The sequence below is a fragment of the Actinotignum saccati genome, from assembly GCF_051265055.1.
GTDB lineage: Bacteria > Actinomycetota > Actinomycetes > Actinomycetales > Actinomycetaceae > Actinotignum.
Map to the genome: position 1 here is coordinate 39,031 of NZ_JBOZCC010000007.1, position 25,920 is coordinate 64,950.

The window sequence follows — 25,920 nt, forward strand, 5'->3', positions numbered from 1 at the left end:
CGAGCTACTTCATCGAAACAAGGATCTTCACTTCGCCCGGGTTGCCCTGCAGGCGCTTGTAGCCATCCTCGACAATGCGATCCGCGGTGATCTTCGAGGTGATGAGCGGCTCCAGATTGACCTTGCCTTCCTGCACCAGCTTGATGGACGGTTCGTGATCATTGCAGTAGCCAATGCACGCGCTGATGGAGCGTTCGGGCATCATAATGGCGCCCATGAGATCCAGCTCGAAGGGATGGACGTGGAGCGCCACAACTTCGAGGTGCCCGCCGGTGGTGAGTACGCTGAGAAGCTGATCGGCCACCGCGGAAATTCCGGCGCAATCGAAAGCGAAGTCCGCGAGCACGCCGTCGGTAAATTCCTTCACTTTCTCTAGCAGATCCTCTTCCGCGGGATTGACGATCAGATCGGCAACCCCCACTTCCTCGAGCTTGTTACGGCGAATTTCGGAAGGTTCGGACACGATGGTCTTCACGCCGTAAGCCTTGAGGACCGCGGTGGTGAGCAGCCCAATCGGACCGGCCCCGCCCACCACGGCGACCTTGCCTTCAGCCTTGCCGAAAGCCGCGCCGGCATGCGCGACCGCGTGATGGCCAACGGAGAGCGGCTCGATAAGAGCGGCTTGATCGAGCGGAATATCGCCAACGTTATGAACCCAGCGTTCCTCCACCACGATCTTTTCGGCCAGGCCACCCCCGCGCCCGGAGATTCCAATGAATCCCATCTTTTCGCAGAGGTTGTACATGCCCTTCTTACAGGCCGGGCATTCCCCGCACACCATAAAGGGTTCCACGGCAACGCGGTCACCGGCCTTGACCTTGGTGACGCCTTCGCCAACTTCATCTACAGTTCCGGAAAATTCGTGGCCGAAAACCACCGGAAGAGTTTCTCCGGAAATGGGGTGGGGTTCTTCGGCCGAGGGAGCCGGTGGCATGACTCCGTGGAAATATAGGTGCAGATCAGAGCCGCAAATACCGTTGTACGCCAGGGAAATCTTCACGGTTCCCGGCCGGAGTTCAGGTTCAGGAATATCCTCAAGCCGGACGTCTTCCTTGCCGTAGTAGCGAATAGCCTTCATTCTTCCTCCTTTACGTGGGCACGCAGGTTGGGGCGTGGACGCAATGTTCTCAGCACATGTAGTGAGCGTCACATTTAGTCTGTCAGAGGGTGAGTGCCCGCGCAATGCCCGAGACGCGAAAATGTAGTAATTGCACGGCTAGCGAAATTGTGGCGGCCTCCTGCCTATTACCAGCTTGCTCCCGTACGCTAGACACGTGAAAAGAACTCTTGCTGCTCTCGGCGCCGTGCTGCTTTTAGTCTCCGGGTGTGCCAATAATGCCCTGGTGCGTGGCGGCACCGGCGATACCTCCACCGGCGGGTTGCCCGAATATCCGGCGCAGCTCGCCCGGTTCTATGAGCAGCGGGTGGAATGGACTTCTTGCGGCAAAGATCAATGCGCTCGCGTCCAGGTTCCCATGAATTATGAGGACCCGGAAGGGGCGACCATCGAATTATCGATGCGCAAACAAGAGGCGAGCGGTAGCGCCGTCGGCTCTATTTTTATTAATCCTGGTGGCCCGGGTGGTTCGGGTCTTGAGTTGCTCCCCACGGCCTCGATTTCTCTGGGCAAGGATGTTGTCGAAAAATATAATGTCATCGGTTTTGACCCGCGCGGCGTGGGCGAATCCACCCCGATAACTTGTTTCACGGATGCGGAGTTGCAGCAGCTCGTGGATACCACCTACCCGGATTCTGATCCGGAGGCGGGCGCGAAGGAGGCTGCGGATGCGCAGCGGGTGGCCGAACGCTGCAAGGAGAAAAACGGCGAGTATCTCAAGTACGTGGATACCCGTTCGGCGGCGCGGGATCTCGATGTGCTGCGCCACCTGGTCGGGGATCGCTCGCTCAACTACCTGGGCTATTCGTACGGCACGTTCCTGGGTGCGCAGTACGCGGATCTTTTCCCTGCTCAGGTGGGCCGTATGGTGCTCGACGGCGCCGTCGACACCACCCTGGGTACGGCCCGCCTCGCCACCGATCAAACGCGTGGTTTCGAAGAATCCGCGCGCCGTTTCGTGGAATGGTGTCAGCAGGAACAGGGTTCGCGCTGCCCCTTGAAGGGGAGCGTGGATGAGGGCATCGCGCATATGCGCGGTATTATCGACGCCGCCACCGCCACTCCCATCCCCACCGGGAATCCGAGCATGCCGCTTACCGGCGCGCAGGCGCTATCGGCTTTCACTATTCCGTTCTACAGCAAGATGCTGTGGCCGGTGCTCATGGAGGGGATCTCGGAGGTCGATAAGCAAAATAAGGGAACGGTTCTCCAGCTCATCGCCCTGACCGGGCAGAGTCGTGATCCGAGCGACGGGCATTTCCTGGATAATTCCACGGAAGCGAATTGGGCTATTAATTGCGCGGATTACCGGCCCGCCACAGATGCGGAACTGGAGGAAGCCTCGCGGGCAACCAAGGGCGGCCCGCTGCTCGGGGATGCTTACGCGGGTTCGGATCTGTGCCAGGTGTGGCCCACCCAGGCGAAGGAGAATCCGGGGCCTTTCCGCGCGGCCGGCGCGGCGCCCATTATCGTGATCGGCACCAAGTACGACCCGGCCACCCCGCAGGCCTGGGCGAAGTCCCTCGCCGAGGATTTGGAATCCGGCGTGCTGGTCACCTGGGAAGGCGACGGGCACACCGCTTTCGGGACCGCGGGCCGGTGCATCGATGATCCGATTCGCCAGTTTTACCTCACCGGAGCTGTTCCGGAGAACCTCAATTGCCCGGCGCGCTAGCTGCGGTGGACAGGCCTGGGCGAACGGCCGGGGTGCGCTTAATATCGGCCTATCGTCCCAGGCCAGCATGGAATTGCTGCAAATTTCACGAAGTTACGGTCCCGTAGTGAAGTTGTACACATAAATAGGGAACGCAATTCTTTGCTCCCTTAGCGCCGGGGCGTTATGCTTGTATGTGCTGACGCGGCCATTCTTGAATGGGCTTTCAAGCAGGGCTGATTGTCAAAAAACTTTATAGACCTGAGCCGCCGGTTGTGGTGGTCGGTGTGCTCATCTGGGGATGTTGTAATCCCCATGTTGCTCCCCGAGGCGAGTTCATGTGACTCTCGCCCCGGGGAGCAACACTTTTCTTTCCTTTCTTTTTACGACGACGCCGCGCCTGCCGCCCGGTCGCCCTGCCCCGCTCTCAACGTTCGCTAGCTCACGGCGCCGGGGTTTGCGTGCCCGCGCACCGGCCGGGTAGTATGCATCTGTTGCCTTGTGAACTGGCCGCATACGCGGCTAGCCGCGGGTAGCGTGCCACCTTAGCTCAGTCGGCAGAGCGTCTCACTCGTAATGAGAAGGTCGTGGGTTCGATTCCCACAGGTGGCTCCAATTTTCACGTCAGATTTAATAAGTCCGCGTTTGCGTTAGCGGGTGTCGTATTTCTCGTAATCAGGTACAGGTTCATGCTTTAATGTTCTAGCGGAGCGTGAAATTAACGCTGCTTCACAAGGAGGTGTGCGGTGAGATCATATGAATCTGGCACTGAGCTGCAGGTAGAGATTGCTAAACGCGGCAGTCTATTTCTCGGCGAGTTCGCAGACGTGCCCGATGAGGGCTGGGATCGGCTGGTTGATGGCGTTGACCGCACGCCCCGGCAGATGATCGCCTACCAGCTGGGCTGGATGGAACTATTGCTCGGCTGGGAACGGGATGAGCAAGCAGGCAAAGAAGTCGTGACTCCGGCGCCCGGTTTTAAGTGGAATCAGCTGGGTGGCTTGAATGAGTCGTTTTACCAGCGCTGGGAACAAGAACCTGCTGAAGAGTTGATTGACCAGTTCGGGACCTTGCTCGGAGAAGTGGTCAAGATGGTTGGTGGCCTAACTGAAGCGGAATTGTTCGAGCCGGGTCAGCGGGCGTGGGCGTCTTCCACGCCGTCGGCGTGGCCGGTGTGGAAGTGGGTGCATATCAACACGGTCGCCCCGTTTACCACCTTCCGAACCAAGATTCGCAAGTGGAAGAAACTGGCTGCCTGCTAGCCGATAGGCACAGTGATTTCGGTGCCGCTCCTGAAGACAAACTGGTTCAAAGCTATAGGAGAGCCAATGGAAAAAGTTGTGGACTGTCATGGCCTGAGTAAAACCTACCGGACAGGAACGGTGGCGCTTGATGGCCTCGATTTCACCGTAGAAAAGGGTGCTATCCACGGGCTGGTGGGTAGGAATGGGGCCGGTAAAACTACGTTGATGAAGTGCCTATTTAATCTGATTCGACCCACATCCGGCATCGTTAATGTATTCGGCCATCCCGCCGGGCAGATGGCCCACAAGGTGGGTGGACTGATTGAAATGCCCGCCTTCTATAAACACCTTGATGGAAGGCAAAATTTGGCTCTATTTGCCGGATATTTCGGTGTGGACAGTGCTGAATGTGAGCGTATCCTCGAACTTGTTGGATTGGCCAATCGCGCTGAAGATAAGGCCTCAGGATACTCTCTCGGCATGAAGCAGCGGCTCGGAATAGCCATTGCTCTTCTAGGCAAGCCTGAGTTGCTGATTCTTGATGAGCCGGTCAATGGCCTGGACCCGCAGGCGATTGCGGAAACCAGAGATTTGATGAGGACACTTCGGGAGTCCGGAACCACAATCTTGCTTTCCAGCCATCTTCTAGGAGAGATTGAGCAAGTTTGCGACACCGTCACCGTCCTGGACTCGGGCAAACTTGTGGCTAACGGTACGCCAGAGCAGCTTCGCCAACAGTTCAACGGTAAGGCTCCATTAGAGCTGCAGGTGGGGGACCTGGCTAAAGCTTCACAGCTATTGGAGGGCATGGGCGTCAAGGTTAAGGTCGAGGGCTCAAGCCTCCTTGCCTATCTGCCGGAGGATGTGAATGCATCCGATCTGGTCAAGGCCCTAGTTAAGGAGGATATCGAGGTCGGGGCCGTCAAAAGACGAGACTCCCTGGAAGCCGCCTATCTGTCGATGACTCAGAAGGAGCAGTGAAATGAGTACTGTTAGTGTCCAGAAAAGCTCGTCAACAGATTTGTGGCAGATCGTTCGCACAGATGTGAAGGCAGCGACCCTTAGGCCGGCGATTCGGATAGCTGTGCTCATCTGGGTTCTCCAAATCGTGATTTTTGCTTATCTCATTCCGTACATCGTCTACCGCACTGCGACCGACGCAATCGGACCCGAAGCTGCTGAAGCTCTACGGGCAGGCCTCGAATTGTCGGTGTTGGGTGAATACGTGACAGCTTCTGTCCCTCTTTACGGCATTCCCGTTGGCGTGGCCGTAGGAGCCATCCTGGTCTGCAGTGACTACGAGTCAAGGACCTTGGGTGTCCTTTTGGCAAGAATCCCCAAACGTTGGTGGCTTGGAATCAGCCGATTGATCACCATGGCGGTCGTCTCCTTGGTTATGGGCTTGTGTTCTTTTATTGCGGCGGCTATGTACTCGACTATTTTCACTGCTATTCAAGGTGTGCGGTTCGGCTTTGATTTCGGCGGGACGATGTTGGGTCTTGGTGCCACGGCTCTCGGGCTCTTCTCGTATGCGGTCTTGGGGTCTTTGTTCGGGTATTTGACCAGGTCGATCCTGGGTGCTGTGATGCTTGGCCTCGGCTGGACCTTCGGCATTGAAACGCTTGGCATTGGAATGCTGTCCGGATCTTCTGGCTTCTTCAAAGTGTTGCACGGGTTCACCTTGACGGGGAATATTGGTTCACTTCCGGCAGCGTTGGACAGAACTGAAGTGCTTAGCATCCTGTCTTCGCCCGGGGTTAACACGCTGCATTCAGGTCTAGTAGCTGTGATTTTCATAATTTGCTGGCTGGTGGTTTGCGCTTCTCTGGGCATCTTTCTTCTGTGCAGGAGGGACGTAGCCTAGCAATCAAATCCCACTCCCGAGCCGGTCTTGACGGATGATAGGGCCGGCCGGCGTTAAGTGGTGGTAACCGTAGGGGCATTCGGGCGCCGGACGAGATTGCCTGTTCGGCGAGGGCGTGCAGTTTTGGTTGCTCTGGGTGTGCATTTTTCCTTGCGCTAGGCGTGCATTTTCAACTTGCGCTTGACACCATTAAGGCTTAAGCGCCGCCAATGGCGCGACCAGCACGCCGTCGTCACGCCGATAAGCCACTTGAGTTCCGGTAACCACAAGCAAGAATGCGGGTTCACCCTCGTGGGAGGTATTGATGCGTTGCGCGAGCTTCTTGAGATGCTCGGCTGCCTGGTCGATTGATTGTTCCCCAAGTTTCACCTCAACCAAGGCCCAGCGCCCATCATCTAAGACCAGGACGGCGTCGGCTTCTAAGCCTGTTTTATCGCGATAGTGGTAGACCTGACCACCCAAGGCGTCAACATAAACCCGCAGATCATGCACGCATAGCGATTCAAAAAGAAGCCCGAAAGTTTCCCAATCGGTCAAAAGCCTCTTCGGGGTGGCGTTGAGCATAACGGCGGCTAGCGATGGATCGCAGAAATGGCGGGTGGGGCTGGTGCGAACTGCCGTCTTTGAACGCAGGCGCGGATTCCACGCGGGTAAATCTTCGAATACGAACGCCCTATTCAAAGCGTCCACGTAATCAGAAACGGTATTGCGCGCGGGTGGTTCTCCCTGCATATCCTGCGCGATGGTCGCCAGTGTCGCCTGAGAAGAAATATTACGGGCGTAGGATCGCAAAATTGCCTGCGCCCAGGCGCGATTTCTGTTGATTCCGTCGATCTGTGCAATATCGGTATCTAAGAGAAGCTGGATATACTCTTTCACCATATCAAGGGCGGTGCCCTCGTCTTTTTCGGTGACGGCTTCGGGCCAGCCACCCCGGCAAATTGTGAAAGCAATTCGCTCAATATCGAAATTGACTAAAGCACCGATATCGTGCTGGCCGTCAAAAAGCTCGGTAAGAGAAACCGCGCCACTTGATTCCCGCGTTTCCCACAGGGACATGGTGCGCATAGTGATCCGCGCGAATCTGCCAACGCCTGAGTGGCTCGGCATCTCAGATTGGCGCGGCGTCGACGAACCCGTCAAAATAAATCTGCCGCGGCCATGCTCCCTATCAATGGCGTAGCGCACTGCATCCCAGAGCTGCGGAGCCATCTGCCATTCATCAATCAGGCGAGGGCTTTTCCCTTCCAGGAGGAGGGAGGGTTTTGAGAAAGCGAGTTGAAGATAATCAGCGGAGCGATCAGGGTCTTGCAAGTAGATAGCGCTCGCTGCTGCTTGTTGTGCGGTGGCGGTTTTGCCGCACCACTTCGGACCTTGAATATGTACAGCTCCAGCTACTTTGAGTTTTCGCGCCAGCAGGCTGTCGGCTACCCGAGGTAAATAGGCTGGATGGGCTGAAGAATCCCCCATATGGATATCTTCCTTTCACTCTCGTATCACATGTTAACACGCCAGTTGTGCAAGTTGGACCGTTTTTATTGTGCAGGTTGGACAGGTTCTGTTGTGCAAGTTGGATCATCGCTTACGTCACTTATGCCGCTTAGATGGCCTCCGAAGGCTGCCACATGCGGCGCATGCCAAGGTATCTATCAGGCATCTTAATGAAGCTTTCGACCATGCCTACAGCTTTCATTCAGTTTCATCGGGCCGCATTTTTCTTGGGCGGTCATCGCCGGTGGTAAATTCGTCACAGCGAAATATTTGCCGCTTTTTACTATTTGGCAGCCAAATTGCGGGGCTTGCTAGCGGTGTTGGTGAATGGGTGCATTTGCCCAGGCGGGAGTGCATTCTAAGCTAGCTGCAATGCTATAGTGGCGCGCGGAATAGTCAAGAGATGGGGTAAGAATCAAATATAAACATATTGGAAATATATCGCCCTTATATCACTATATTTAGTCCCAAAACTAAGTATGTTTGCGTGTTAACATGTAAAACGATTTAGGTGTTGCGCCCGTGTCGTCACTGCTCGTTGGATATGTGGAACTGTGCGAATTCCACACTGCCACCCACTGCGAGGCGCGGAACAACACTGGAGATATGAATGAACCATTATTTGTCCTGGAATTGGGGTGAATGAATGAAGGATCTCTTGCTCCGATCACTCGCGGGAGTCGCCGTCGCCTTCCTCTCGTTGAGTGTGTCCACTCCAGCGGCCCTCGGCGTGGGGATTGATGAGCAGCTGGAAAATGGCACGGGGTTCATTGATAAAGCGGCGCAATTCGGTATCGCGTCGAGTTGTGATAAGGGCGAAACCAAACTTAGCGTGACGGAAACGAATCGGAAGTACAGGCTCAAGGTTCCTGTCAAGGTCGTTCTCACGAGTGAGCTGACTGGTTTCGCGGCCCCCTTTCTGAAGCTACGCATCAATGATACCTATAACTGCAAGTGGCAACCCGCGAATCCAATTCAATCCGCGCTCATCGTCAGAGATGAGGAGGGCAATCCCAAAGTTACTCTGGGCACACCACAGTACTTCAATTGTGATGGTGAACTTGACCTAACGAGCGATGCCCAAGCTGCCAAGCCGGTAACGATAACGTACCTCGCGCGCGAGACGCGCTGGGGCGAATGGAAAAATATTGGAGTTACCACTCCAGCCGTAGAAAACCGCGTCCCTACGTATCGGCTTAAGATTGGCGATAGCTACTTCGGCGAATCGACGACCTTTGAGAACCTCGACCTCAACGTCCCAAGCGATAACTTGGTTGCGGGAACTAAATTATCGCTAATTGCGCGAACTCAGGATACGGAAGACGTAGTCACCTCGAAGGTGCTGAGTGCCAATGAATTGTGCCCGCCGGAACCTATTGACAAACCTGAGCCTTCCGAACCCAAGGATGAGGAAGAAGAGGAACCCACTCCCGATCCGGTCCCAACGCCGGGTGTGGGCACTGCGCCCCCGCCCCTACTAATTCCCTCACCGAGTCCTACGCCGACATTGCCAGCTCCGGAAGTGCCGCCGTCGCCAGGTGGCTTGACGCCCGCGGGTGGTGAAACGCCTGATCCAGATGAGACGGAAACGCCTGATCCAAGCGGAACAGGGACCCCGGAACCGCGGCCGACGGTAGAACCAACATCGCGAGAGCCTGCGCCAACTCCTACGCCAGACTGTCCGACGGTCACACCTACCCCGCCGACGCAGAGCCCCGTGCCGACGGTAACACCGACCGAGCGTCCAAGCGCAACACCAACTGTTACGCCGACCGTTCCGGTAACCGCGACACCAACCGATACGCCAACGGCTACAACCCCGACTGTTACCCCAACAGATCCACCAGCCTCGCCCACGCCGAACCACCCGCGCAACACAGGCGGCACCAGCACGAGCTTGGCCCATACCGGCGCAGTTACTTTGCCCTTGGCTGCGTTCTCCTGCGCCCTTATAAGCGCGGGCATCGTAGGCCTGCGAAGGCTGCGTGAATAACGAACCCTGCCGTCTCCAGCCCCGCCGGCTCCTTTCACATAGAATCTGAGAGGAGCATCGGCACATCGGGGGAACCTAGACGCGGAACGCAGCTGCGTCTAGGTAAACCCCTGATAGAACCCCGGAAAGGCACTGGTGGCATGGCACGCGGCAAAGCGATTGAGCTGTTCTTGGTGGATGGCACGCCCGGCGGGATCATGACGGCAAGCATCGCCGACTGGACGGGCGTCGTCGTATCCGCACGCCGCGACCAGTTATCGGAACTGCTGCGGCGCGAGGACGCCCACGGCAACGGCGTCTATCTCCTCCTCGGCGCGGATCCGGACGCCATCGACAACACCTGGTGCTACATCGGCAAAACTGAAAATTTCAGCGAGCGCCTGCGCACCCACGACCAGCGCAAACCGCAGTGGAACCGGGTCGTCATTATCGGCAGCATGCAAAAATCCTTCAACGAGGGGCATTGGGGCTACCTGGAATCGCGCCTCGTGGATATTGCCCAGGCCGCCGAGCGCTGCTCCATGCCCGATAACAAGCAGGTCCCGCGGCTGCGCAAGCTTTCGGAGGGGCAGCAAGCCTCGGCGGAATCTTTCCTGGATAACGTCAAGGTCATTCTCCCGATTCTCGGTGTGAATGTGCTGCGTTCGCGTTCCACGATTCCCGCTGCTCCCGCTCCCGAAACGCCCGCGCGGCCCGATGCGCTGTTCCACCTGCGTCAGGCCAATAAAGGGGTGGATGCCACGATGCAGCTGGTGGATGGCGAGTATTTCGTTCTCAAAGGTTCGCGCGTCGTCGCCGAATGGCACCTGCGCGGCGCTTCCGAATCGACGCTCCGTTCCTACACCAGCTACGCCGCGTTGCATCACAAGCTCGTCGACGATGGTTCCATAAAAATTTCCGGCGGCGCCGCGGTTCTCACCCGCGATATTGCCTTCGGCTCGCCTTCCACCGCGGCCGCGGTGATCCTGGGGCGCTCCTCGAACGGCCGGCGCGAATGGCTCGCGGATGACGGCCGCACCTTCGGCGAATGGGAAGCGGATAACGCCTAGGAACGTGCGCGGGTGCGCGCGATATTAGTACGACGACGCCGCGCCTGCCGGGCCGCGCGCCCGCCTGGCTATCACCGCAACCCGCGCCGCACTCCTACAGGTTTTCTGCCGGGTCGTACACCGATAGGAATTTCACGATGCGCTCGTTCGCCGATGTGAAGAAATCTTCCGGGGCACCCTCGTACTGGATGTGTCCAGCGTCCAAGAAAACCACCTGGTCGGCCACGCGCCTGGTGAAATTCATATCGTGGCTCACCACGATCAAGCCTTGCCCCTGGCTGGCCAGTTCGGACAGAACCTTGGACACCTCGGCGGCGAGCTCCGGATCCAGCGCGGAAGTTGGTTCGTCGCACAAAAGATACTTCGGGCGCATGGCAAGCGCGCGGGCGATCGCCGCCCGCTGGGCCTGGCCGCCAGAAAGCTCGGCTGGATACGCATGTGTTTTCGCGCTCAGTCCAACTCGCTCAAGTAATGCCTCGCTGTCAGCACGCGCGGCTTTCTGGTCTTTCCCGTGCAGCCGTGGCGCGAGTTCAACGTTCTCACGGATGGTCAGGTGCGGGAACAGGTGAAAACCCTGGAAAACCATCGCCGAATGCGAACGAATTCTTTCTTTATCCGCCCGCGTCACCTGGGCGGGGAAGCTAAGCGAGAAATCCTCAACCTTGATGTGCCCGGAATTGGGGACCTCCAGTAGGTTAAGCGTGCGCAGCAGCGTGGATTTACCTGAACCGGATGGGCCCACGATAACGGTGGTCTTGCCGGGCGAAAAGCTCGCGGTGACGCCCCCTAAGGCGTGGATATCAGTGCCAAAAGTCTTAGCCAGGTCTTTAATCTCAATCATTTTTCACCACGTACTTCGAGGTCTTCTTTTCCAGGTATGCCTGCAGCCAGGTCAGCAGGGTGCAGATGGCGAGGTAAATCGCGGCGACTTCAACGTACAGCACCAGCGGTTCATAGACGCGCGCGGTGATCTGCTGGCCGATCTGGAAAACATCGGAAATAGTAATAACGGACGCCAGCGACGTTGATTTCACCAGGTTCACGAACTCGTTACTGATCGAGGGCAGGGCGATCCGCCAGATCTGCGGGCCAATAACGTGCCGCAGTGTTTGCCAATGCGTGAGCCGCAAGGTGGATGCGGCCTCCCACTGGCCGGAGGGGATGGAGAGTTGCGCCCCGCGGATTCCCTCGGAAATATACGCGCCGGTGTTGAGGGAAAAAGTGATGATCGCGGCGAGCCAGGCCGATAGCGTGATGCCAACCTTCGGTAGCCCGAAAAAGACGATGAATAGCTGCACGAGGAGCGGGGTGCCGCGGAAAATCCACACGTAGAACCACGCTATGGCTCGAGCTATCCGACTCTTCGATAGCCGCAGCTGGGCGGTGATGATGCCCAAGACGAGCGCAATCGCGAAAGAGATGAGCGAAAGCGGAATCGTAACTTTTAACGTGGCTTCTAAGAGTTGCGGAAAAGACTCGAGCCATAGCGTGATCGTATTCATGACGTACCTTTTATGTGGGCTTAGTTAGGCGAAATATCTTCGCCAATGTACTTTTCGAAAATCTTTGCGTACGAGCCATTACTGAGGCCCTTGGCAATGGATTCGTTGAGTTTGTCCTTGAGGGGATCGGAGCCCTTGGCCAGCATGACCGAAATCTGGACCGGTTCGCCGCCGGGAACTTTGATGCCGTCCAGATCGGTGGCGGTGGTCTTCTTCAGGAAGTCAGAAACCGTCACCACGTCGTTGACCGTGCAGTCTGCCTGGCCGTTAATGATCAGCTGGGTTGATTCCGAAAAACCTTGGGTGGGTACGATCTCGGCGCCGGCCGCGGCGGCAGTCTGGCCGTAGTCAGAAGACGGCGTCTGGGCGCACTTCTTGCCTTTCAGATCCTCCAGCTTGGTAATACCGGCACCCTTCTTCACCAGAATCTCGGAACGAGAAATGGCGTAAGGGTTGGTGAAATCGTATTTCTGCCGGCGTTCTTCGGTCGGGTTAATGTTATTGATGACGATGTCATATTTGCCCGTATCGAGCCCGGCAATGAGCGAATCCCATTTCGTCTCAACGAATTCGGGTTCAACGCCCAGATCTTGGGCGATGAGCTTGGCGATCTCCACCTCAAAGCCCACCAGCTTGCCCGACTCGTCGTGGTAGCCGTAGGGCACGAAGGTGCCTTCGATACCCACTTTGAGTTTTCCGGATTCTTCCACCTGGGCGAGCGCGTCTTTCTTGGCTCCGCAACCGCTCAGTACGGTCGCGGCGGCAAGGCCGGCAGCCAGCACCTTAAATATTTTCTTCATTGTGGTTCCCTTAATTGATGGTTGGGGTGATTAATAGTTTGGGTACCTGATGGTTCCCTTAGTTGATAGCGGACAGGGCATTTTCTAGGTCGGCTTTGAGATCGTGAGCATCCTCAATGCCAACGGATAAGCGCAGCAGGCGATCAGAGATGCCCGCCTTTTCGCGTTCTCCCGGGCTCAGATTTTCGTGGATCATGCTTGCCGGGTGGCAGATGAGAGTTTCCACGGAGCCCAGGGAAACCGCGAAGCGCATAAGCTTCAAATTCTTCGCGAAGGTGTGGAAGTCGATACCTTCAGCGAGCTCAAAGGCGAAGAGCGCGCCGTCGCCCTTCGACTGACGGGCGTGAATCTCCTTTTCTTTCGCGGAATACCAGCCGGGTGCCAATACCCGCGAAACTGCCGGGTGATTTTCAAGGTAGTCCCGCAGGATTGCGGCGTTTTCTTGCTGCCGGTCGAGCCTGATAACAAGCGTTTTCAACCCGCGCAGAATCGAATAAGAATCGAAAGGGGAGAGGGGATTACCCAGCGCCTTGGAGGCTATTTTCAGGCTGGCATACCAGGCGTCGTCGTTCGTTAAAATGAAGCCCGCTAAAACGTCCGAATGCCCGCCGAAATACTTTGTTCCGGAGTACACCACGGCGTCTGCGCCCAGTTCCAGGGGCTTTTGCAGGTAGGCGGTAGAGAACGTATTATCAACAACCACCTTGGCATTAACCTTTTTCGCCAAAGTCACAACATGAGAAATATCGGTCACCCGCAGGGTGGGATTCGTGGGCGATTCCAGAAATACCAGCGCGGTATCCTCGGGAATCTCGGTCAGCTCGTTGAAATCGTCGACGAACTCGGCGGTTATCCCGCGGCGGGCGAAAAATTCATCAACAAAGAGAAATGTGCCGCCGTACACCGAGGAGGTAAGTAAAACCCGGTCGCCTGTGGTCAGGGAGGAAAATACCGTTGCGGTTGCGGCCATTCCGGTGGCAAAAGCCAGGGCGTGCTCGGCGCCTTCCACGTACGCGACCGCAGATTCGACGGAGCCGCGGGTCGGGTTGGAGCTGCGCTGATACCCGTACGGTCCGGCCGAGCCGTCGGTGGGCTGCTCGAAAGTGGAGGCCAAATAAATAGGCGGGATCACCGCGCGGTACTGGTCATCCGGGCGCGATGCGGAGTAATCGTTAACAACTCGGGTGGCAAAAGATAGGGTTTTAGGCATAGTTAATCCATTTTTGGGTGCGTGAAACTACGGATACTGCTATCCGAAAAATAAGGGAATTGTGCCCACTACGGGCGATGCGGCGGAAAATGCGCTAACTGAATTTAGCGGCACATGCACATTCGCATGCACATACACATGCAGGTACCCAGAGCCATGGAGGCGGATACGAATGCAGCGGTGTTATGAGCCATGGTTGAAAGGGTAATGGCAAAATCCGTGCGACGCAAACTGAGTGGCAAAATCGTTTGCGGTTTTTGCCTCCTTGACCTGCGGTAGTAACGACGATGCCGCGCCTGCCGTCCCGCGTGCCCGTGTGGCTATCACCGCAACCCGCCCGGTGCACTTACTTTTCGGTATGGCTCCCGCACTCCTTGCGCACCCCGCACTGGCCGCTATACACTCGGTGACTAGTAGAACTAGTTACTGAGTGAATAGTTGGTATCGGAATGGAAGTTCAGTACGCCTTCCTCGGTTTGCTTACCCGCGAACCGAATTACGGCTACGAGTTGAAAAAGCTCTACGACCGCTACTTCGCGGGAGATAAGCCGATTTTGGCCGGCCAGGTATACGCCACCCTGGCGCGGCTGGCCCGCGATGCCAAAGTCGCGCAGGTCGATGTTCATGAAAGTTCGGGTGGCCCGAGCCGCACGCGCTACGCCCTCACCACCACCGGGGAGCGTTCCTTGCGTGAATGGCTGGCCACCCCGGAAGTCCCGGCGCTCGCCCTCCAAGAAGACCTCTATTTCAAAACGATTCTTTCGCTCCTCGTCACCGGCGATGCCTCCGGCTACCTCAAAGCGCAGCGGGCCACCCACCAGCAACGCATGCGCGAACTCACCGCTCGCAAACAGAACGCCCCGCTCGCCGAAAAACTTCTTCTCGACAGCGCCATTTTCCATATCGAGGCAGATCTGCGGTGGATCCAATTGACCTCCTCGCGCCTCGACCAGCTCAAGGAGGAGCTATGAGCAATACCACTGTGACCGGCACGGATATGAGCCCGGCGGCTACGGGCATCGCAGCCGCGACAGCCGCGAGCGATCTCATTCTTTCCGCCCGCGACCTCGCGAAAAGCTACGGTAAAACCGCGGCCTTGCGCGGCGTCAGCGTGGATATTCGCCGCGGGGAAGTCCTGGCGATTATGGGGCCTTCCGGATCGGGCAAATCGACCCTGCTCCACGCGCTGGCCGGCATCGAACTTCCCGATAGCGGCACGGTCACCTATTTTGGTCCGGACCCCAAAACCCACCCCCGCGAGCTCACCGCGCTCTCCGATAACGACCGCACTCGGCTGCGCCGCGAGGATTTCGGCTTCGTTTTCCAATTCAGCCAACTCGTCCCGGAGCTCACCGCCCTGGATAATATCGCGGTGCCGCTCCTCCTGGGCGGCACCAAGAAACGCGCCGCCTATGCCACCGCGTACCGCTGGCTCGAACGTGTCGGCCTGGCGGACCATGCGAAGGCCCTGCCTGGCGAAATGTCCGGCGGGGAAGCCCAGCGCATCGCCATCGCCCGCGCGCTGAGCCCGCACCCCAGCATCCTTTTCGCCGACGAACCCACCGGCTCCCTCGATTCCCTCAACTCCGAATACGTCATGAGCGGCCTGGTCCAACTGGCCCGCGAACACGCCATGACCGTCGTGCTCGTCACCCACGAACCAACAATCGCCGCCTACGCGGACCGCGAGATCATCGTCCACGACGGAATCCTGGAGGCATAACCATGCATATGGCCTGGATCGTGGTACGCCAATCCCTCAGCCGCACCAAAGGCCGCCTCGCCCTCATTACCGGCGCGGTCGCCTTCGGAACCGTCCTCCTGCTCGCCTTCGCGGCTTTCACCCACGCCACCCTGGATCGCACCGCCGAATCCTGGGAGGACACCCTGCACGATGCACCTTTTGTTTCGGATCTGCCCGCAGCTGCGGCGTCGTCGCACATAAAAATGTATCGCCCCGGTATCGATGACCTTGCGGTGATCGGTGGGGCGCAGGTCGAGGTCGTGTATGTGGACGCGGCCGGGGTGAGCAATCCGGCGCAACTGCACGGCATGACCTGGCCGGGCCGCGGCGAATATCTGCTCTCCCGCGGTGCCCGCACCCTGCTGGAAACCAGCGCGAATCCCGCGGTGAGCAACCGCTTCGGGCGCGTGGATCGGGGCACGCTGCCGCAGGAGCTCACCAACGGCCCGGACGACCTGCTCGCTGTGGTGGGCACCGATCTGAGCGACGTGGAGGATGCCCGCAGCCTCGCGTCCTTCGAGCCGGCCGGCTCCAGCGGAAGCGACCCGAATTTCATTCTGCTTCTCATCGGCCTGGTGGTGCTGCTTTTCCCGGTGCTTTTCCTTATTTCCATTTCGGCGGCGCTCGGCAGTGCCCAGCGCGAACAGCGCTACGCCACTTTGCGCCTGGTGGGGGCTACCCGGCGGCAGGTGCGCGGGATTCTCATTCTTGAGGCCCTGGTGGGAGCGGCGGCCGGCTACGTGCTGGGTGCGGCGCTTTTCACGGCGGCGCGGCCGCTTCTCGCGGAGATCCCGCTGGCGCGCGGGCGCTATTGGGCCGAGTCTCTCGCGGTCACGCCGCTGGCCTACGCGCTTGCTGCGCTCGCGATTATTGCGATGGTGGTGGGAGCGAATCTGTGGGGGCTGCGGCGCATCGATGCCACGCCCCTGGGGGTGGTACGACGACGCCGCACTCTCACCCTCCCCTCTCCGCTCAGTTTCGCCGGTATCGCGCTGGCCTGCGCGATATTCGGCTACCTCTATGTCACCAGCGAGCCGGATAACGCCACCGGCACCGAACAAAATCTCTTCCTGCTGGCCTTGGTCATCATGATGCTCGGCCTGGTGGTGGCGGCGCGCTGGCTGATCTACGCGCTGGCTGGCCTGAGCGCGCGCTGGGCGCAGCGAGCGCCCATGATTATCGGCCAAAAGTACGTGCGGGCGCATTCGGGGCGGATCGCCCGCTCGGTTTCCGGGGTGATCCTCGCGCTTTTCGCCGGTACCTTCTTTATTACGACTGTTTCCGAAGTGGATTTCCTGGGCGCGCAGGTGCCGACCGTGGCGGAGAAGATGCCGGCCACCACCGCGGTGCTCGCGAACCTCAGCCCGGAGCAGGCCGAGGCCGCGGCCCGGGCGATTCCCGCGAATATTCCGGGGGCCCAGGCTCTTACCGTGCCCTATCTCGCGCGGTCCTGGGTGGTGCTTCCCTGCGATACCGCCGCCCGGGCTGTGGGACTCACGTGCCAGGGCGGTGGCGTGATGGGCGTGAATTTCTGGGATTTGGCGGATGCGCCGGGCGCCGTCGTCGAAGCTCCTGATGCCACGCAATTAGCCGAAACCGTGCAGGGAAGTTACAACGCGTATATTTCCGGGGAGGCGAGCGCGGTGCTGCTGGACCTGCGCGAGCCGGGCGATATTGAGGCCGTGCGCACGGTCCTCATGAATGCGCAGCTCACTGAGCCGGGCGGCGTGTATGTGTTCGCAGGTGGGCGCGGCATCGCGGTGGTGGTGGACAAGACCGTGGAGACGATGACCTACCTGGTCTACGCCGGAATCGCGCTGACCTTTGCGGTGGCGATTGTGTCGCTGCTGGTCTCGACGTACGCGGGGTTATTGGAACGACGCCGCTCTTTGCTGACCCTGCGCCTAAGCGGCATGCAGGTGCGCCAGCTGGCCGCCATGCTCGTGGTGGAGTCGGTGCTGCCGCTGGCGGTCATCGCCACAATCACAACGGCGGCCGGTTTCGGGGCGGGCTGGCTGCTCATGGAGATGCGTTCTGTTTCCCTGGACGCTTCTTTCTCTCCCGTGCTGCTGGTGGCTTTGCTGGCCGCGCTGGTGCTTTCCCTGCTCGCGGTCCTGGCCCTCGTGCCCGCGCTGCGCCGGGTGAGCGAGCCGGCCAATAACGCGCAGGAGTAGCCCCGCCGGTTTTGTTTTCGGTGCATGTTTCCGGGCTGAGGCATGAGTGAAATTGTCATGCTAAGACGGCTTCGCGAATCAGTTCGGAGCGTGTCACATTGAGCTCCCGAGCACGGGCGTCAATGGTTCTAATTTCCTCTGGCGTGAAACGGACGGCAACCACCTGGCTGGGAACAGCGCCTCGCCCGGGGCGTCCCCGCCCCCGTTTAGTAAGAGTGTCAACGTCGTAGCCAGTTTCCGCTTCAGCGGCCCATGCCTGTATTTGCTCTTCGGTAACTGGCATTCCCTTAATCGTTTCATCCATAGAATTATCGTAATACGAAAATGGCATCCCGCCGGCGGCGTGAGTGGAGCCCCGTGAAGCGCCGCTCCACCCGCCTAAGCACGCCCTGCCCGGCTAGCGCCGTCGTGAAAAAAATAACTTTGCGGGAGGCGAAGAAGGGGACATCAGTCCCGCGAAGTTGTCTGACTTTTACTTTTAGCTCCGCACCGCGCGCGCGAGCCGCGATTTTCTGAGGAATTTTCAGGGCTTTTCAGCGCGTTTTCCGCGCGTAAAACCGCAGGTAACAGGCAGAAAGTCCCGACTTTCCCCGCGCTCATCCGGCGGCGCGCCCGGTGCGAGCTGCGCTACAACGCAAGCATCTTTCATTCGCTAAGGTAAAGGCGCGAGCGACGATGGAGCCGGCAACCGGCATCACGGCTCGCACGGAAACGCGCGTGGTTCGTCAAGAGCCGGCGTTCTCCCGCACCGCGGGCCTCCCGCAGCGCGGGGCAACGCTATATGCCGAAGGTGACACAGGCGCGGATCCATCGGGAGAAAGCGAACTATGGCTACCACTCAGCAAATTGGTGACCGCACCGACGTTGGTGACATGATCGATCGCTTGGCATCGCAGGCAATATCCGCCCTCGAAGAATTCGATGCCTTCGATCAAGAAAAGATTAATGCGATTGTGCACGCGATGGCCCTTGCCGGGGTTGATCAGCACATGGTGCTCGCCAAGGCCGCCATTGAAGAAACTGGCCGCGGCCTCTACGAAGATAAGTGCATCAAGAATCTTTTCGCCACGGAATATATCTGGAACTCCATCAAGTATGACCGCACCGTGGGAATTATTCGCCAGGATAAGCAAAAGGGCATTATCGAAATTGCCGAACCCGTGGGCGTGATCGCCGGGGTGACTCCGGTGACCAACCCGACGTCCACCACGATGTTCAAGTGCATCATCTCAATTATGACCCGCAACCCGATTATTTTTGCGTTCCATCCCAGTGCGCAAAAGTCCTCGGCGCTGGCCGCGCAGGTCATGCTGGACGCCGCGATTGCCGCCGGCGCCCCCGAACACTGCATCCAGTGGATCGAAACTCCCTCCCTGGAAGCCACGAAGACCCTGCTCAACCACGATTCCATCTCCCTGGCCCTCGCCACCGGGGGAGCGGGCATGGTGGCCTCCGCTTACTCCACCGGCAAGCCGGCCCTGGGCGTGGGCCCGGGCAACGCCCCGGTGTACGTGCACAAGACCGCCAAGATCAAGCGCACCGTTAACGACCTCATCCTCTCGAAGACCTTCGATAACGGCATGATCTGCGCCTCCGAACAGTCCCTCGTGATCGATGCCTCGATCCGTGAAGAACTGCTTGCTGAATTTGAGCACATGGGCTGCCATATCGTCACCCCGGAGGAAAAGAAGAAGCTCGCTAAGTTCATGGTCAAGGCGGATGGCACGATCAGCGCCGACGTTGTGGGTATGAACGCGGACCGCATCGCCGAAGGTGCGGGTATTGACGTTCCCACCGGCACGAAGATCCTCCTCGTTGAGCTGGAGGGCCTGGGCCCCGAAGAACCCTTCTCGCGTGAGAAGCTGTGCCCGGTGCTCGGCTACACCACCGTGGAAAACGACGCCGAAGGCTTCGACGTGGCCGAAAAGCTGCTGCGTTTCGGCGGCCTGGGCCACACCGCGGTGATTCACACGGAAGATAAGGACGTGGCGCGCGAATACGGCCTGCGGATGAAGGCCTGCCGCATTATCGTCAACGCTCCTTCCGCGCTCGGTGGCATCGGCGACGTTTACAACGGCCTCATCCCCTCCATGACGCTCGGGTGCGGCTCCTACGGGCGGAATTCCGTCTCGCATAACGTCAGCGCCGTCGACCTCATTAATATCAAGCGAATTGCGGAAAGGCGTAACAATATGCAGTGGTTCAAGGTTCCGCCGAAGACGTACTTCGAGCGGTACTCCACGCAGTACCTGCAGAAGATGCCCGCGATCTCGCGTGTCTTCATCGTCACCGACCCGGGCATGGTCATGAACGGCTACGTGGACGTTATTATCGATCACCTCAAGGCCCGCCGGGACGACGTCGCCTGGAACATCTTCCAGGACGTGGAACCCAACCCCTCCTCGACCACGGTGTTCCGCGGGGCGAAACTCATGGAAGAATTCCAGCCCGATTGCATTATCGCCCTGGGAGGCGGTTCTCCCATGGACGCCGCAAAGGCCATGTGGCTCTTCTACGAACACCCCGAATCCTCGTACTTCGGCATGAAGCAGAAGTTCATGGATATCCGCAAGCGCACCTACCGCTTCCCGAAGCTGGGGCGCAAGGCCCAGTTCGTGGCCATCCCGACCACCTCGGGTACCGGTTCGGAATGTACGCCTTTCGCGGTGATTACCGACGCCGAAACCCACGTCAAGTACCCCTTCGCCGATTACGCGATTACCCCGAATGTGGCGATTGTGGACGCGCAGTACGTGGATTCGGTGCCCGCGCGCACCGCTGCCGATTCCGGCATGGACGCGCTCACGCACGCGATTGAATCGTACGTGTCCACGATGGCCAGCGATTACACCCGCGGCCTGTCCATCCGCGCCGCCCAGCTCATCTTCGCGAACCTGCGCAAGTCCGTGCTCGATGGCGATATGGAAGCGAAGGAAAAGGTCCACAACGCTTCGGCTATGGCTGGTATGGCTTTCGCGAACGCGTTCCTGGGCATTGTCCACTCGCTCTCGCACAAGGTCGGCGGTGAATTCGATATTGCGCACGGTCGCACCAACGCGATCTTCCTGCCGCATGTTATCCGCTACAACGCCACCAAGCCCTACAAGCACTCCATCTTCCCGGCCTACGAGCACTACCGCGCCGACGAAGACCTCGCGGAATTCGCGCGCTACATGGGCTTCCCGGCCTCGACCACCGAAGAGGGCGTGCAGTCCCTCATCGACGAGGTCACCAAGCTCGCCGAGGATCTCGGTATCGAAATGAGCCTCAAGGCCAACGGGGTGACCTGGGAAGCGCTTGAGCCCAAGCTCGACTGGCTGGCCGACCGCGCCCTGGAGGACCAGTGCACCCCGGCCAACCCGAAGGCCCCGCTCGTCTCCGAACTGCGCACCCTCATCGTGGACGCCTTCGAAGGCGAAGTGGGCTACACCGCCTCGCGCGGCGTGGATGTGCTCGCCGACCTCGGCACCGGTGAGGCGGCCCGCCGCCGGGCCGCGAAGGCGCGCAAGGGTGACTCCTCGCGGCCCTCGGCCTCGCAATCGGCCACGAACGCCCAGGTAGAGATCTACGATCACAAGGCCAAGGCCAGCCTCGAGCACGCCGAAGCCGATCAGGATGATCCGGCCGCTGAAGAGCTCGTCGATACCCAGCTCGAGGGCGCCTCGCCCGCTTCCGCAAAGGCTTCCGGGAAGGGCGCCAAGGCGGAGAAGAAGAACGACGGCGCAGCTGAAGGCGCGGCGAACTAAGCCGGCAAAGCCAGCCTGGCAGGTGGCGGGCGCCGGGGACACGCAGTCCGGCGCCCGCCGCGCTAGGCCTCAAGGCTCGCCCGCGGCGAGCTTCCATCGGTAGAGTGGGTAAGGTGAAGAAGAAACTACTGACTGTGGCGGGCGCACTGCTGTGCTCCCTGGCCCTGGCTTCGTGTTCCTCGTCCCCTTCGGATAACCCCAGTTCCGACCCGAGCTCCTCGGGCCCCGGATCCTGCTCGGTGGAATCGAACGCGCCGGGCTGCTAAGTGGCTGCTGAGCGTCGTCGTTCCCCTTTAAGTTCTAGGCAAAGGGCGTGGTAACCCGCGCCGCGACATGAAAGAATAACAATATGACCTACACACTGGTATTGCTCCGCCACGGTGAGAGCGATTGGAACGCAAAGAACCTGTTCACCGGTTGGGTTGATGTGCCGCTCTCGGAAAAGGGGCGCGCGGAAGCCGCTCACGGCGGCAAGCTCCTCAAGGAGAACAACATCCTCCCCGACCTCCTCTTTACTTCGCTGCTCCGGCGCGCGATCACCACGGCGAATATTGCCCTGGATGAATGCGACCGCCACTGGATTCCGGTGCAGCGTTCCTGGCACCTCAACGAACGCCACTACGGCGCGCTGCAGGGCAAGAATAAGAAGGAAATCCGCGACGAATACGGCGAAGAGCAGTTCATGCAGTGGCGTCGCTCCTACGATGTTCCGCCGCCGGCCATTGAGCTCGGTTCGGAATGGTCGCAGGATCAGGATCCCCGCTACGCCGGTGAGCCGATCCCGCGCTCGGAATGCCTCAAGGATGTGCTGGCGCGCGCGCTGCCCTACTGGGAATCCGATATCGTCCCCGCCATCAAGACTGGCAAGACCGTCATGATCGCGGCGCACGGCAATTCGCTGCGCGGTATCGTCAAGTACCTTGATGACATCTCCGATGATGACATTGTGGGCGTGAACATCCCCACCGGCATTCCGCTGGTCTACGAGCTTGATGAGGAAACCCTCAAGCCCGTGAAGAAGGGTGGCACCTACCTCGATCCCGAAGCGCAGAAGAAGATCGCGGAAGTTGCCAACCAGGGCAAGTAACTCGCGCGTCATGCGCACGTAATTCGCAGCTGCTAGCGCTGAGCTAGGCAAGCTAGGTAGCAGGGCTCCGGTCACACCGGGGCCCTGTTGCTGTTAACTCAGTCACGGCAGCGCGGCCGGGACTTGTCCATCCCCGCACCACCCCTTACCATTGAGCTGGTAATGATAACGGTTATCGTTACGGCTTGTGAGCGGCTCGGCCGCTGCCTGGGAAGCGCCCGGCCTCGAAAGCCGAGCGCAGCGCCGCCGCCCGGCGGCCTGGATTCACGTATCCGGAGGTGTGTGTCCGAGCATGATGAAGCTGCTACCCGCCATCGCGTCCATCTTCGCGATGGTCTGCCCTGCCGGTATCCCTTCCGGTGGGAGCCAGGAAGCGCTGGCGGGTAGTGTTTCGGCCGCGGGAGTGAGGACCCGCGCCGAAACTGGCGATCGGAATTCCGATGCGCCACGGGTTGTCGCCTCCACTCCGATACTCGCGGACCTCGCCCAGAATGTTCTGGGCGAGCGGGGTGAGGTGACCTCCCTTGTGCCGCCCGGGGCAGACCCGCATTCTTTTGAACCGTCACTGCGGTCCTTGCGGGAACTGGCCCGGGCGGACATCGTCTTCTCCAACCAATTGCTGCTGGAGGACCAAGCGCTGCTCGCCACCATGGATGCTACCAGGCGCCCCGGCGTAAAAAACGTCGGTTTGGGTGAGGCGGCCGTCGCGTACGGCGCACGCCACATCGCGCTTGTGGAAGACGCAGCTCTCAGTACCGTGTGGCTCGGTTTCCGTGCCGGGGCACCCGTTGCGGCACAATCGCGGGAGGGGAACGACGACGCCGCCCCTTCCGCCCCCACCACGTCGGCTCCCATTGTTTCGCTGCGCGCGGTCTCGGTCACCGGCCCGGGCACCCTCGCCGCTTTCACCACCGGAACGTTCGGGCAACCCAAGGTCTATATCGATTCTTCGCGCGAGGACCTCGGCCACGTGGATCTCCCCGCCCAGGCCCACACCCATATGTCCTGGGCTTTTTCCGCCCCCGGCATCTACGAATTGCGCATGCGCGCCGAAGTGCAGGAGAACGGCCAGAGCCGCAGCCTCGGGGAGGGCACGGTGGTCTTCGCCGTTGGCGTGGACCCGGCCAGCACCGGGCGCAGCCGGGTGATCGATGCTGGCCACGTGGATATCACCATGGCCGATAGTGGCGTCATTACCCTGCGCGGGGAAATCGAATCGGCCCGCACCACCGAGGTCTCCCCAGATAGTGCGGTTGTGGCCGTGCCGCATACCGTGGCCACCCAGATTCCCGGTGATCCCGCCTGGCGTTTCCTAGGGCGGGCCGGGGAGACCAGCTGGGTGCTGGCGCAGGCGGTGCTCGGCGAACACGTGCACGGCGATGTTGATCCGCACCTGTGGCTGGATGCCTCGAATGCCATCGCCTATGTGGAAACTATCGCGGCCGAGCTCAGCGCCCTGGACCCGCAAGGTGCACCCACCTACGCGGCCAATGCGCAGGCGTATATCGCCAGATTGCGAGGTGTGGATGAATGGCTGCGCGGCGTCGTCGCCTCTATTCCGGCGCGGCAACGCAAGCTCGTAACCGCGCACGACGGCTTCGGCTATCTGGCGCGTGCCTACGGGCTGGACACGGTCGGTTTCGTCACTCCGAATCCGGCGCTGGAGCCTTCCGCGCGCCAGCTCGCCAATCTCACCCACACGCTGCTGGACCTGCGCGTTCCCGCGGTATTCGGGGAACCGACCACGGCTTCGCACGCCGGGGAGTTGCGGGCTGTGGCGGGCGCGGCGGGTGTGACGGTCTGCCAGCTCTATTCTGATTCTTTCGACGGCGTCGCCACCACCTACGAAGCCATGATGATCGCCAATGGCCGCGCCCTGAAAAGCTGCCTCGATCCGGGCGCGCTGCCGGCCTGGCCTCCCGATTACCAGGTCCCGCGGCTGCCCCTGCCTACCTCTTCCGAACCCACGAAGGACAACTCATGACTCGATTCTCTACCGCGCACCTGAGCGCACGTTCCGGCGTTGCGCGCTTTGCCGCCGTCCGCCCTGTTTGCGCCCGCCTGCTCGCCGCGCTGGTCCTTGCTGCGCTCAGCTGCGCCCTGGTGCTGGCCATGCCCGCGCGGGCCTTCGCCCATCCGGATCCGGCACCCGCGCAGCCTACCGCGCCGGGCTCCACTAGCGGGAGCGGCTCCAGCACCGCCGTCGATCCGGCCCTCACCCAAACGGTGAGCGGGGACGAGCAGCTGGCCCCGGCCGGCACCCCGGTAGAGATCAGCTCCGGCCACGTGGATATGGGCCCGCGGCTCACCGATACCGGCTGGGATTTCCTGGTACGCGATGATTCGGGCGCCGCGCCGGTGTGGCGCTCCGTGGACGACGTGGTCTTCCGGGTGGGGGAGGCAGCCCGCATGGAGGTGCCCGCCACCGATGCCTATTCCTTTATTCACGCCTCCGGCCCGGCCTACGTGATCCCGCAGCAGCAGCTCGCCGACGTGGTCTGGCTCGGCTGGAATACCCAGGACCCGGGCGTGGTCAGCCGCGTCAATGGCGATGTGGCCCTCACCTACGGCGGGCACGCCGGGGAAGGCCAGTTCACCGCCTTCGTCGATTCGGGTAATTTCTCCGGGCCCACCCTGCTGTGGAATTCCGAAGTTGCCACCTCGCAGCCGGTGCACGTCTCCCTCAATACCCACACCCACGCCAACTGGGTCTTCACCCAGCCCGGCGTACACCTGGTGCGCCTCACGGTATCCGCCCAGCTCACGGACGGCACCCAGGTGGAGAAAACCGTGACCTTGCGTTTCGCGGTGGGTGCGAATACTTCTGCCGACGACGCCCGCGCGGCCCAGTGGCCGGCCGGGAGCGACGGTGCAGCTGCCAGCGGCTCGGCCGCGGATAATGCGCAGGCCGGTCAATCCGCCGCGGGGCAATCCGGCACCGCGCAATCCGGTTCGGCGCAATCCGGCGCGAACGGCTCCCAGAACCCGGCTGCCGGCGAGGCGGAAATCCCGCTGCGCTGGGTGGTTATCGGCTGCGCCGGCGCGGTGCTCCTCATTGCCGCCGGCTTCATCGGGGCGCGCGCCTCGCGCCGCCGCCACCAGGACGCCGCGCTCGCGGCCCGCACCCGGGCCCGCGATGGCGGAGACGGCGCCGCCAAAGAAAGCTCCTCTGAACGCAGCGCCGCCGATGCGGCTCCCGCCAGCACCTCGCAATCCGGCTCCAGCGTGCCGGAAGGGGAGTAGCC

Annotated in this window: 21 protein-coding genes and 1 tRNA gene; 15 read left to right on the plus strand and 7 right to left on the minus strand. The window is 60.2% G+C overall.

Annotated elements, in window-relative coordinates; all coding sequences use genetic code 11:
* Positions 1-4: 4 nt before the first annotated feature.
* The gene (locus tag ACRQEC_RS06820) at positions 5-1,078 is read right to left on the minus strand and encodes a 2,3-butanediol dehydrogenase (RefSeq protein ID WP_284890360.1); all 1,074 of its coding nucleotides are present in this window, start codon (positions 1,076-1,078) and stop codon (positions 5-7) included.
* Between the two features lie 196 nt (positions 1,079-1,274).
* On the opposite strand from ACRQEC_RS06820, the gene ACRQEC_RS06825 reads away from it, so the two are divergent.
* From ACRQEC_RS06825 to ACRQEC_RS06845, 5 genes are all read left to right on the plus strand, one after another.
* Positions 1,275-2,792, plus strand: coding sequence for an alpha/beta hydrolase (locus tag ACRQEC_RS06825; protein ID WP_284890361.1), 1,518 nt, complete (start codon positions 1,275-1,277; stop codon positions 2,790-2,792).
* A gap of 518 nt (positions 2,793-3,310) precedes the next feature.
* Positions 3,311-3,386, plus strand: a tRNA-Thr gene (locus ACRQEC_RS06830).
* Between the two features lie 131 nt (positions 3,387-3,517).
* Positions 3,518-4,033 (plus strand): ClbS/DfsB family four-helix bundle protein, encoded by a 516-nt coding sequence (locus ACRQEC_RS06835; RefSeq protein ID WP_284890362.1) that lies wholly within the window; start codon positions 3,518-3,520, stop codon positions 4,031-4,033.
* A gap of 66 nt (positions 4,034-4,099) precedes the next feature.
* Complete coding sequence (locus ACRQEC_RS06840) at positions 4,100-4,996, plus strand: ABC transporter ATP-binding protein (protein WP_284890363.1); 897 nt, start codon at positions 4,100-4,102, stop codon at positions 4,994-4,996.
* 1 nt (position 4,997) lies between these two features.
* Entirely contained in the window at positions 4,998-5,879 is an 882-nt protein-coding gene (locus ACRQEC_RS06845) for an ABC transporter permease (protein ID WP_284890364.1), read from the plus strand.
* A 189-nt stretch (positions 5,880-6,068) separates the two neighbouring features.
* On the opposite strand, the gene ACRQEC_RS06850 is transcribed toward ACRQEC_RS06845, so the two are convergent.
* On the minus strand, positions 6,069-7,349 hold the full coding sequence (locus tag ACRQEC_RS06850) for an ATP-binding protein (RefSeq protein WP_284890365.1): 1,281 nt from the start codon (positions 7,347-7,349) through the stop codon (positions 6,069-6,071).
* Between the two features lie 667 nt (positions 7,350-8,016).
* Between ACRQEC_RS06850 and ACRQEC_RS06855 the strand changes: the two genes are divergently transcribed.
* Both ACRQEC_RS06855 and ACRQEC_RS06860 read left to right on the plus strand, forming a co-directional pair.
* The gene (locus tag ACRQEC_RS06855) at positions 8,017-9,363 is read left to right on the plus strand and encodes a hypothetical protein (RefSeq protein WP_284890366.1); all 1,347 of its coding nucleotides are present in this window, start codon (positions 8,017-8,019) and stop codon (positions 9,361-9,363) included.
* A gap of 140 nt (positions 9,364-9,503) precedes the next feature.
* Entirely contained in the window at positions 9,504-10,412 is a 909-nt protein-coding gene (locus ACRQEC_RS06860; protein ID WP_284890367.1) for a GIY-YIG nuclease family protein, read from the plus strand.
* 94 nt (positions 10,413-10,506) lie between these two features.
* Here ACRQEC_RS06860 and ACRQEC_RS06865 read toward each other — a convergent pair whose 3' ends face one another.
* From ACRQEC_RS06865 to ACRQEC_RS06880, 4 genes are read right to left on the minus strand one after another with little or no spacing between them, the layout of a single operon-like run.
* Entirely contained in the window at positions 10,507-11,253 is a 747-nt protein-coding gene (locus ACRQEC_RS06865; protein WP_284890369.1) for an amino acid ABC transporter ATP-binding protein, read from the minus strand.
* Positions 11,246-11,914 (minus strand): amino acid ABC transporter permease, encoded by a 669-nt coding sequence (locus tag ACRQEC_RS06870; protein ID WP_284890370.1) that lies wholly within the window; start codon positions 11,912-11,914, stop codon positions 11,246-11,248. Before ACRQEC_RS06870 ends, ACRQEC_RS06865 begins: the two co-directional genes overlap by 8 nt.
* 20 nt (positions 11,915-11,934) lie before the next feature.
* Positions 11,935-12,714 (minus strand): transporter substrate-binding domain-containing protein, encoded by a 780-nt coding sequence (locus tag ACRQEC_RS06875; RefSeq protein ID WP_284890371.1) that lies wholly within the window; start codon positions 12,712-12,714, stop codon positions 11,935-11,937.
* Between the two features lie 58 nt (positions 12,715-12,772).
* Positions 12,773-13,924: a trans-sulfuration enzyme family protein gene (locus tag ACRQEC_RS06880; protein ID WP_284890372.1), complete on the minus strand. Its 1,152-nt coding sequence runs from the start codon at positions 13,922-13,924 to the stop codon at positions 12,773-12,775.
* A gap of 449 nt (positions 13,925-14,373) precedes the next feature.
* Here ACRQEC_RS06880 and ACRQEC_RS06885 point away from each other — a divergent pair, with 449 nt between their 5' ends.
* The 3 genes from ACRQEC_RS06885 to ACRQEC_RS06895 are packed head-to-tail and all read left to right on the plus strand — an operon-like array spanning position 14,374 to position 17,842.
* Positions 14,374-14,895 (plus strand): PadR family transcriptional regulator, encoded by a 522-nt coding sequence (locus tag ACRQEC_RS06885; protein ID WP_284890373.1) that lies wholly within the window; start codon positions 14,374-14,376, stop codon positions 14,893-14,895.
* Between the two features lie 26 nt (positions 14,896-14,921).
* Positions 14,922-15,647: an ABC transporter ATP-binding protein gene (locus ACRQEC_RS06890; protein ID WP_306471254.1), complete on the plus strand. Its 726-nt coding sequence runs from the start codon at positions 14,922-14,924 to the stop codon at positions 15,645-15,647.
* Between the two features lie 8 nt (positions 15,648-15,655).
* Positions 15,656-17,842 (plus strand): FtsX-like permease family protein, encoded by a 2,187-nt coding sequence (locus ACRQEC_RS06895; protein WP_435729861.1) that lies wholly within the window; start codon positions 15,656-15,658, stop codon positions 17,840-17,842.
* A 55-nt stretch (positions 17,843-17,897) separates the two neighbouring features.
* Here the strand turns inward: ACRQEC_RS06895 and ACRQEC_RS06900 are convergent, their stop codons facing one another.
* On the minus strand, positions 17,898-18,173 hold the full coding sequence (locus ACRQEC_RS06900) for a ribbon-helix-helix domain-containing protein (protein ID WP_306471248.1): 276 nt from the start codon (positions 18,171-18,173) through the stop codon (positions 17,898-17,900).
* 496 nt (positions 18,174-18,669) lie between these two features.
* Here ACRQEC_RS06900 and adhE point away from each other — a divergent pair, with 496 nt between their 5' ends.
* From adhE to ACRQEC_RS06925, 5 genes are all read left to right on the plus strand, one after another.
* Entirely contained in the window at positions 18,670-21,588 is a 2,919-nt protein-coding gene (gene adhE / locus ACRQEC_RS06905) for a bifunctional acetaldehyde-CoA/alcohol dehydrogenase (RefSeq protein ID WP_284890376.1), read from the plus strand.
* 113 nt (positions 21,589-21,701) lie between these two features.
* The gene (locus ACRQEC_RS06910) at positions 21,702-21,854 is read left to right on the plus strand and encodes a hypothetical protein (RefSeq protein ID WP_154653577.1); all 153 of its coding nucleotides are present in this window, start codon (positions 21,702-21,704) and stop codon (positions 21,852-21,854) included.
* An 83-nt stretch (positions 21,855-21,937) separates the two neighbouring features.
* Complete coding sequence (locus tag ACRQEC_RS06915) at positions 21,938-22,675, plus strand: phosphoglyceromutase (RefSeq protein WP_016443345.1); 738 nt, start codon at positions 21,938-21,940, stop codon at positions 22,673-22,675.
* Positions 22,676-22,967: 292 nt separating this feature from the next.
* On the plus strand, positions 22,968-24,659 hold the full coding sequence (locus ACRQEC_RS06920) for an anchored repeat ABC transporter, substrate-binding protein (protein WP_284890377.1): 1,692 nt from the start codon (positions 22,968-22,970) through the stop codon (positions 24,657-24,659).
* The gene (locus ACRQEC_RS06925) at positions 24,656-25,918 is read left to right on the plus strand and encodes a choice-of-anchor M domain-containing protein (protein WP_284890378.1); all 1,263 of its coding nucleotides are present in this window, start codon (positions 24,656-24,658) and stop codon (positions 25,916-25,918) included. The genes ACRQEC_RS06920 and ACRQEC_RS06925 overlap by 4 nt, the downstream gene beginning before the upstream one ends.
* Positions 25,919-25,920: the final 2 nt, after the last annotated feature.